The 8,761-nt window shown below is 60.1% G+C and carries 9 protein-coding genes; 1 reads left to right on the top strand and 8 read right to left on the bottom strand.

Annotation, left to right across the window (positions count from 1 at the left end; all coding sequences use genetic code 11):
- Window positions 1-144 precede the first annotated feature (144 nt).
- Genes AAHA39_RS17850 through AAHA39_RS17825 form a run of 6 tightly spaced genes read right to left on the bottom strand, consistent with a single transcriptional unit; the run spans window position 145 to window position 4,975 of the window.
- On the bottom strand, window positions 145-1,323 hold the full coding sequence (locus tag AAHA39_RS17850) for a hypothetical protein (protein WP_320656724.1): 1,179 nt from the start codon (window positions 1,321-1,323) through the stop codon (window positions 145-147).
- Between the two features lie 2 nt (window positions 1,324-1,325).
- Window positions 1,326-1,988 carry an energy transducer TonB gene (locus AAHA39_RS17845; protein WP_215806402.1) on the bottom strand — a complete coding sequence of 221 codons (663 nt, stop codon included), beginning with the start codon at window positions 1,986-1,988 and terminating at the stop codon, window positions 1,326-1,328.
- On the bottom strand, window positions 1,985-2,386 hold the full coding sequence (locus AAHA39_RS17840; protein ID WP_320656725.1) for an ExbD/TolR family protein: 402 nt from the start codon (window positions 2,384-2,386) through the stop codon (window positions 1,985-1,987). The genes AAHA39_RS17845 and AAHA39_RS17840 overlap by 4 nt, the downstream gene beginning before the upstream one ends.
- On the bottom strand, window positions 2,383-2,913 hold the full coding sequence (locus AAHA39_RS17835) for a MotA/TolQ/ExbB proton channel family protein (protein ID WP_320656726.1): 531 nt from the start codon (window positions 2,911-2,913) through the stop codon (window positions 2,383-2,385). Before AAHA39_RS17835 ends, AAHA39_RS17840 begins: the two co-directional genes overlap by 4 nt.
- Entirely contained in the window at window positions 2,910-4,217 is a 1,308-nt protein-coding gene (locus tag AAHA39_RS17830; RefSeq protein WP_320656727.1) for a MotA/TolQ/ExbB proton channel family protein, read from the bottom strand. Before AAHA39_RS17830 ends, AAHA39_RS17835 begins: the two co-directional genes overlap by 4 nt.
- A complete protein-coding gene (locus tag AAHA39_RS17825) occupies window positions 4,214-4,975 on the bottom strand; it encodes a DUF3450 domain-containing protein (RefSeq protein ID WP_320656728.1) in 762 nt (253 codons plus the stop codon). The genes AAHA39_RS17830 and AAHA39_RS17825 overlap by 4 nt, the downstream gene beginning before the upstream one ends.
- Window positions 4,976-5,185: 210 nt before the next feature.
- Here AAHA39_RS17825 and AAHA39_RS17820 point away from each other — a divergent pair, with 210 nt between their 5' ends.
- Window positions 5,186-5,962, top strand: coding sequence for a helix-turn-helix transcriptional regulator (locus tag AAHA39_RS17820; RefSeq protein ID WP_033115220.1), 777 nt, complete (start codon window positions 5,186-5,188; stop codon window positions 5,960-5,962).
- A gap of 60 nt (window positions 5,963-6,022) precedes the next feature.
- On the opposite strand, the gene glmS is transcribed toward AAHA39_RS17820, so the two are convergent.
- Complete coding sequence (gene glmS / locus AAHA39_RS17815) at window positions 6,023-7,855, bottom strand: glutamine--fructose-6-phosphate transaminase (isomerizing) (protein ID WP_320656729.1); 1,833 nt, start codon at window positions 7,853-7,855, stop codon at window positions 6,023-6,025.
- A gap of 56 nt (window positions 7,856-7,911) precedes the next feature.
- The gene (locus tag AAHA39_RS17810; RefSeq protein WP_041210464.1) at window positions 7,912-8,685 is read right to left on the bottom strand and encodes a DeoR/GlpR family DNA-binding transcription regulator; all 774 of its coding nucleotides are present in this window, start codon (window positions 8,683-8,685) and stop codon (window positions 7,912-7,914) included.
- Window positions 8,686-8,761 lie beyond the last annotated feature (76 nt).

Here is an 8,761-nt window from a genome sequence, read left to right as displayed (position 1 = left end):
GCTCATCAGGTTGGCGTGTTCCGCCGTGCTGGTAGGGGCGCATTATAGGGAGCCGCGCCGCGATGACAAGGGCTTTTTGCAAAAATGCGTTCGTTTGCTGAAAAAGCGAACTAAACGCCCCAAAACAGCCCCTTGGCACCTCTTTTACGCCGCTTTTTTGCTCAACTCTTCGCTTTGTGCCCGGATATAGTTGACCCAGCTGGTTGCCTTCTGTTGCCAGTTATCCTGCTGCTGCAGCTCACGGGCCAGTTCCAGCGCCTGGGCATACTGCTCCTTATTAAGGTGTGCCTGCACCAACAACGCTTTGGCACGATTGCCTTGCTCGCCTTTTACCGACTTGATGGCGGCAAGCTGGGTCATGGCGGCATCTGTCTTGCCCTGTTGCAGCAGCAACTCGGCGGCGCGCATGGCCGCTTTGGGCTGACCGTGCTGGTTGGCCAGCTGTTGCCAGCTATCGACCGCTTGTGACCACTCCCGGGCACCTTCCCACAATTGGGCAAGCAGTTGGCGATTTTCAGCACTTTGCTTCATCTGTCCCTTGGCCATGGCCGCTTCCAGCAGACGGGCCCCACGATAAGGTAGCCCTTGCCAGGCATAGAGGCGGATCAGCTGATTGCGGGCAGACGCGTCATCCATCAGTTTTTTGTCGATGGCGGTCTGCAGCAATGCCAACGCCTGATCGCCCCGTTTGGCGGAGAGGTTGAGCGACACCGCCTGCTGCCACCATTTGCTCTCTGTCGGTTCGTGACGGATCAGCTCGGCCGCCTGATCGGCCGCCACGCCATAACGTTGCTGAGCGGTGAGGGCAGAGAGGCGAATGATGGCAGCCTGCTTCTGCCAACCCTTTTTCAACAACTGTTCGCTCTGGCTGGCGGCGTCACCGTACTGCTTGTTGTGGTAATAGAGGCCAGCCAGACGCAGGCGCAGTGCATCGTCTTGCTTGAGCGCCAGCGCCGCCTTGTAGCTGGCGATGGCACCAGACCAATTGGATTGCTGGGCCTGAATATCGCCGCGCAGTCGCAACAGCTGGAGCTGTTGCTGCTCGGGCCACTCTTTATAGGCAAGGGCCTGTTCGACGTAGCGGCTCGCCTGGGCGGTCTGTTGCAGGTTGGCCGCCAGTGAGGCTTGCAACTGCGCCAGCCAGGCACGCTCGGCATCGCTATTTGGCTTGAGGCCGGATGCCTTGCTCTGGGCCTGTTGCCACTGACCAGACTGATAGAGCTTCATCACGGGTTCAAGCTGACGGGAGAAGTGAGGGCTGACCTCCATCGCCAGACAGGCTTGGCCAACCAGGGCCAGCAGACAGATCCAGATCCGCAACATAGTTATGACTCCAGTTTGAATTTGAGCGTGATGACTTGCACCAGCTTGTCGGTGGCGCCCGGTCTCGGCTGATAGCGCCACTTGTTGATCGCCTGAATGGCCGCCCGCTCGAACTGTCGCTTCGGCTTAGCCTCAATCACCTCGACATCCTGCACACCACCTTCAGCATTCACGCTAAAACGCAGGGTGACGAATCCTTCGATCCCTGACTGCTGGGCACGATAGGGGTAGACCGGCTCGATCCGTTGCAGCGGCATCAGCATGTCACCGACGCCAATGCCCGCCCCCTGCTGCTGGCCGTGGTAGTTGCCACTCAATACCGGCGCGGTACTGGTCGCCACACCGGGGGCATAAACCTGCACAGCGCTGAGGCTGGATACCAGATCCAGACTCGGCTCAACGGCCGCCAAGGGGGCCGCTGCGGGCATCGGCAGCGGTGTCGAGGCCAATGCGGCAGGAGGCTCTGGCAGAGGCTCAGGCTCCTGCGGCACCGGACGCTCGCGCACCTGCACCTCGGTCACCTCGTTCTGCATGTTGATGACGATGGGCTTCTGTTCGCTCGCCACCTTCTCGCCCCGGGGCGGTTCAACCAGGGTGGCCATGAACAGCAGGATCCCCAGACTGAGGGCAATCCCCAGCCCCAGGCTCATCAGCTTGTATTTCATTTCGGCGCCACCGCCACGGCGATATTGGCGATACCCGCCGCCTTGGCCTCATCCATCACCCGCACCACCTTTCCATGGGGCACTCGTTCGTCGGCCTGGATCACCAGGCTGGCATCAGGTTGCTCCGCCAGCAGACGGGCGATGCTGGCCTGTACCAGCTCCACATCGATCTGCTTTCGGTCGAGGAAGATCTGACCCTGAGCCCCGATAGCCAGCATGATGCTGGAGGATTTCTGCGCCTTGGCCTGACTGGCCTGGGGCCTGTGCACCTCGAGCCCGGCTTCACGCACGAAGGAGGTGGTGACAATAAAGAAGATCAGCATGATGAACACGATATCCAGCATGGGGGTCATGTCGATCTGCACTTCGTCACGCTGGCGTTTGGATTGCCGTCTCATTGCATTACCTTCTCTTCTCGCAGGCCGTCCCGGGTCTTGGCCAGCGCACGCTTGGCCTGACTCTCGAGCCGACTGAGTAACAACACGCCGGAGAGCGCCACCACCATGCCTGCCATGGTGGGGATGGTGGCACGAGAGATCCCGCCCGCCATGCTCTCCGGGTTAAAGCGGTTGGCCGCGGCCAACGCATCGAATACGCCTATCATGCCGGTCACAGTACCCAGCAACCCCAGCATGGGACAGAGCACCACCAGGGTGCGGATGAAGATCAGATGACGGTTCAGTTCCAGCTCGGCCTGTGCCAGCCAGCGACTGCGGATCGCCCGGGCGTGCCAGCTGTGGCGCTCGCTGCGAGCCTGCCAGCGGCCGAGCAGCTGTTGCTGCAACGGGCCGAACCCCAGATTGAGGTAGAGCAGCCGCTCGATCATCAAAACCCACATCAGCACCAGCAGGGCCAGAATGACCCAGAGCACCGGACCGCCACGGCCCATGAAGCTCTGCAGCTGTTGCCAGATGTCGAGCATCATGCTGCTCGCTCCATACCGTTGTTATTGCTCTCGGCGCGCTCAGCCAGAATGCCGGCCACCTGCTGCTCCAGTACATTGGAGAGCTCGGTGAAGCGCGATTGCAGCAGGCTGTGGGCCAGGATCAGCGGAATGGCCGCCACCAGACCCTGTACCGTGGTGACCAGCGCCATAGATATGCCGCCCGCCATGATCTTGGGATCGCCGGTGCCAAACTGGGTGATGGCCTGGAAGGTACCGATCATCCCGGTCACGGTACCGAGCAGACCCAGCATGGGGGCGATGGCCGCGATTACCTTGACCATGCCGATGCCGCGCTCCATGCGAGGAGTCTCCTGCAGGATCGCCTCATCAAGACGCAGCTCGAGGGTCTCCATGCTCAGCTCGGGGTGTTTGTCTGCCACCGTCAGCACCCGGCCGAGGGCGTTGTCGGCGTGATACTCGCCGCTCTTGAGCTGGCGGCGCACCCGACCCAGTTCGCGGGAGAGGCTCCACAGCCGTACTGCCGCAATTCCCAAACCTATGGCGGCCAGCAGCACGATAATGGCGCCGACCTGCCCACCTTGCTGTACCTGCTGCCAGAAGGTGGGTGCCTGTGCCAGCATCGCCAGCAGAGTGCCATGAGAAGGATCCAGCGGCAGCGCTTCCCCTTCCTGACCCTGATAAGCCGCAACGGCAGAGAGCACGCTACCGGGCAGACCCAGTACCGGGCTCAAGCCTTCGGCAGTCGGTTGCAGGAAGCCATCGCTCCCCAGCAGAGCAAAGCTGCCAAGCCGGGTCAGCGACTGCTCGCTGGCAGCCCCCTGGGCATCTAGCACCTTGCCGTTGAACCGGGTAATCCGGCCAGATTCGCGGATCTCCTGCAGCAGAGTGGCGGGCAACAGGGCGAGGGCGGCGCGATCCGGCACCTGTTTATCCTGTGCCATGGCTTTCAGCGGAGCGAGACGCTCCGGGTACTGACCCTCGACGGCGGATTCGCTCAGCAACTTGACCGCATCGCTGGCGCCCTGACGGGTGACCGCGAAGATCTCGTTCATATCGCCGGAGGCTTGCTCCCACCGGGCGTTAAGCTCAGTCAGCTGCTTCTCGTTGCTGGCAAACTTGCCGGCCAGCTCCTTGCTCAGGCGCTGGGCCTCGGCCAATTTGGCGCGGGCACTGTTCAGCTCTTTGGAAACAGATGCCAGATCTTGTTGAGCCTGCTGTTCGCGAGCCTGTTCCTGCTGCTGCCACTCATCAGTGGCGACAGCGGCGTTGGCACCGCAGGAGAGGGCAATAAGGAGGGGGAACCACTTCATGGTGACTGTCATGATTGGGCCTCCTGACTGCGGCTGACAGAGAGGGGGAGATTGAGCAACTGGGGAACTTTCTTGTCGGCGGCCACATCCATCGCCTCGGCGATGGGGGAGAGCCACTGGCTGTCGAGGGCTTGCCACTGCTTCGCCTCGGCAGACCAGCGCCATGCCTGACTGCGATCAGCAGTCATCGCCAGCAGGGAGACCCGACCCAGCGCCAGCACATCAACCCGACGCGGGGCACCATCCAGCTCCAGCTCGGCGGAATAGCTATCCATCCGACTGCCATATTCGACTTCGATCTGATAGGCCTGCAGCAACTGGCGGAATTTCTCCGCCTCGCTTACGTCCGCACGGGCCAAGGTCGCTTTCAACTGTTCAACCCGCGCCAGACGATCTTCCTTGCGCAGCGGGATATCGTTTTGCACCAGCTGTTCCAGGTCGGCCTGCATCTGCAGCATCAGCGGGATCAATCCCTGACGGGTCTCTTGCACCGCTTCCAGCTGCTGGCTCAATTTGCCCAGCTCATTTTGCTGATCGGCCACCAGAGATTGCATGTAGCGGTTGTAGGCTTCGAGGTCACGCAGTTGCAGCTGGGCATTTTGCAGCTCCAGTCGTGCGGCAACGGCGGCATCGGCGGCTTTTTCCACCCGCTGCTGGGAAGCTTTCCCGGCGGCTATGCTGTTCTTGAGGGCGGGAGCAACCAGCTCGTCACCGACCGCAGCAAAGTGGACTGACAGTGGCAACAGTGCCACACCCCATAACTTGTTCATGGAATCACGTCTTATTAATGATAACTATTATCATTATCTCAAATGGCGTGCGGGCTGGCAACGAGAGGATTTTCTTGGCCTTTATGCACAAAAACAGGATAATTTTTAGACACGCACGGATAAATGGCATCGAGTGCCATCTCAAAAAAACATAAATAACGAGAAAAATCTTTTCGATCAGTGTGATAGAGATCGAAAAAGGAGAAAGTCATGCTCAACGATGCTATCTGGGAACATATCGACAAGTTCACCAAGGCAACAAAAACCAGCGATATCCAGCAGCTGCTGGAGCGCTTTAGTCATCAAATGGGCTTTGATTACTTCCGGCTGCTGATTATTTTCCCCATCAGCATGCAAAAATCCCACGTGGCACTGTTCAACAACTGTCCGACCAGCTGGTTCGATGCCTACAGCGAAAACCAGTATCTAACCCAGGATCCGGTGGTCTATCTGGGGCTGAAACAGACCCAGCCGATCTTCTGGAACAAACTCGACTGCGACTCGCCCTGGCTGCCCAGCGCCAGCCGCGACGTGATGAATCTGGCTGCCGATTTCGGGGTGCGCAACGGCGTATCCTTCCCGCTCCACACCCCGCAGGGGGAGCACGGAATCCTCTCATTCATCACCAAGGACAAATCCAACACCGATCTGATGTTTGAAAACGTTCCCCTGCTGTCGTTTTGCGCCAGCTACATCTTCAACTCGGCGCTGCAGCTGATCAAAAGCCGCCCCGATTTGATGAGATACCTGACCGAGCTGTCGGATCGGGAGAAGGAGTGCCTGTTCTGGGCCAGCGAGGGCAAAACCTCTTGGGAGATCGCCACCATCCTCGGCATCAGCGAACGGACGGTGAACTTCCATCTCAATCAGGTCACCAACAAGACCGACTCGAAGAACCGCAGTCAGGCCATCGCCAAGGGGATCACCAGCGGCATCATTGTGCCCTCCCTCGACGAGGTGACCATCACCAACCTGCGCCTCTCCTGAACTGGGAGCAGCAACAAAAAGAGCCGCAATTGCGGCTCTTTTTTTATCTCTGACAGCGGCTTACTCGACCGTCACCGATTTTGCCAGGTTGCGCGGTTGATCCACGTCGGTGCCCTTGATGAGGGCAACGTGGTAGGAGAGCAGCTGCAGCGGCACGGTATAGACGATGGGGGCGATCACCTCTTCTACATGGTTGAGGTTCATGACTCGCATGGTCTCGTCGCTCTTGAAGCCGGTATCGGCATCGGCGAAGACGTAGAGGATACCGCCACGGGCGCGCACCTCTTCCACGTTGGACTTCAGCTTCTCCAGCAGATCGTTGTTCGGCGCCACCACAATGATGGGCATCTCGGCATCGATCAACGCCAGTGGGCCGTGCTTCAGTTCGCCAGCGGCATAGGCTTCGGCGTGGATGTAGGAGATCTCTTTGAGCTTGAGCGCACCTTCCATGGCGATGGGGTACTGGCTGCCGCGGCCGAGGAACAGGCTGTGCTGCTTGTCGGCAAACTCTTCGGCCAGCGTCTCGATCTGCTTGGCCAGCGCCAGGCTCTCTTTAATGCGCTGAGGCAGGGCGTGGAGCGCCTTGACCAGCTCGGCTTCGGCAGCCGCACTCAGGTTGCCGCGGCAGTGACCGACAGATGCCACCAGCATCAGCAGGCCAGCCAGCTGGGTGGTGAATGCCTTGGTGGAGGCAACGCCGATCTCGGCACCGGCACGGGTCATAAAGGCCAGCGCCGATTCACGCACCAGCGAGGAGCCCGGTACGTTGCAGATAGCCAGCGAGCTCATATAGCCGGACTCCTTGGCCAGACGCAGGGCGGCCAGGGTATCGGCGGTCTCACCGCTCTGGGAGAGGGTGATCAGCAGGCTGTTGGGGCGCACCACGGATTTGCGATAGCGGAATTCGGAGGCGATCTCCACATCGCAGGAGACGCCGGCGATCTCTTCAAACCAGTAACGGGCGACCATGCCGGAGTGGTAGGAGGTACCGCAGGCGACGATCTGTACGTGCTCCACCTTTTCGAAGATGGCGCGCGCGCCGTTGCCGAACGATTCGACCACCACGTGATCGCTGCCCAGACGCCCTTCCAGAGTGTTGGTGATCGCCTTGGGCTGCTCGTGGATCTCCTTGAGCATGTAGTGGCGATATTCGCCCTTGTCACCGGCATCGTGGGAGATATCGGACTCTTTCTCCTCACGCTCAACCGGATTGCCGCTTACGTCGAAAATGCGCACGTCGCGGCGAGTCACTTCGGCCACATCACCCTCTTCCAGGAAGATGAAGCGACGGGTTACCGGCAGCAGGGCCAGCTGGTCGGAAGCGATAAAGTTCTCGCCGATACCGCGGCCAATCACCAGCGGTGAGCCGGAGCGGGCAACGACCACACGGCTGTCGTCGCGGCTATCCATCACCACGGTACCGTAGGCGCCACGCAGCTGTTTCACCGCCTTTTGCATGGCAGCCAGCAGGGAGTCGGCGGATTTCAGCTCGTGGTGCACCAGATGAGCGATCACCTCGGTATCGGTATCCGAGTTGAACTCGTAGCCCAGCCCCTTGAGGGTTTCACGCAGCTCTTCGTGGTTCTCGATGATGCCGTTGTGTACCACCACGATATGGTCGGAGACGTGGGGGTGGGCATTACGCTCTGAGGGCTCGCCATGGGTGGCCCAGCGGGTGTGGGCGATGCCGGTACCACCGTGGACGGACTGCTCGTCGAGCGCCTTGGCCAGCTCGGCCACCTTGCCCAGACGGCGTACCCGCTGCAGCGGCTGGCTGGCGCTGAACACCGCCACACCGGCCGAGTCGTAACCGCGGTACTCGAGGCGACGCAGCCCCTCTACCAGAATTTCAGCCACATCACGTTGGGCGACGGCCCCGACGATGCCACACATACACTTCTCCTTGAGATGCAAATCGTAAATTCGGTTGGATGGTTCAGAGCTCGATGTCAGCAAGTGACCGGGGCGCAGATAAGCGTCACCCCTTGGGCTTGAATCTGTTCTCTGGCCTCGCTGGCCAGCCCCTCGTCGGTCACCAGGGTGTGGATGCTTGACCAGGGCAGTTCGAGATTGGGGATCTTGCGGCCGATCTTCTCCGACTCGACCATGACGATGACCTCCCGCGACACCTCGGCCATTACCCGCGACAAGCCCACCAGCTCGTTGAAGGTAGTGGTACCGCGATCCGGGTCTATGCCGTCAGCCCCGATAAAGAGCTGGTCGAAATCGTAGGAGCGCAGCACCTGCTCCGCCACCTGACCCTGAAAGGATTCGGAGTGGGGATCCCAGGTACCGCCGGTCATCAGCAGGGTGGGTTCGTTCTCCAGCTCGCGCAGGGCGCCCGCCACGTTTAGGGAGTTGGTCATCACGATGAGGCCGCGCTTGTTGCCAAGCAGCGGGATCATGGCGCTGGTGGTGCTGCCGCTGTCGATGATGACGCGGTTGTGATCACGCAGCCGTTCGGCTGCCGCACGGGCAATCGCTAACTTTCGATTCGAAACTTGTTCGGGGTTCGACTCCACCACCATCTCGGAGGGGAGGGGGACGGCGCCACCGTAGCGACGCAGCAACAGACCACCGGTCTCCAGCACGGCCAGATCTTTACGGATGGTCACTTCAGAGGTAGAAAAGTGTTTGGCGAGGGCATCGACGCTCACTTCCCCCTGCTCTTGTACCAGGGTGACTATGGTGTGACGGCGCTGCTGAGTATTACGTTTGGTCATTTTTAAGTTTCGATTCGAAAGAACATCGAAATGTTAGCGCCTTTTTTGGAAAAATAAAACAGCAAATAGGATCCGT

The organism is Aeromonas sp. SE22, from assembly GCF_038739755.1.
Taxonomy (GTDB): domain Bacteria; phylum Pseudomonadota; class Gammaproteobacteria; order Enterobacterales; family Aeromonadaceae; genus Aeromonas; species Aeromonas jandaei.
This window is presented reverse-complemented; position numbering and strand designations above follow the sequence as displayed.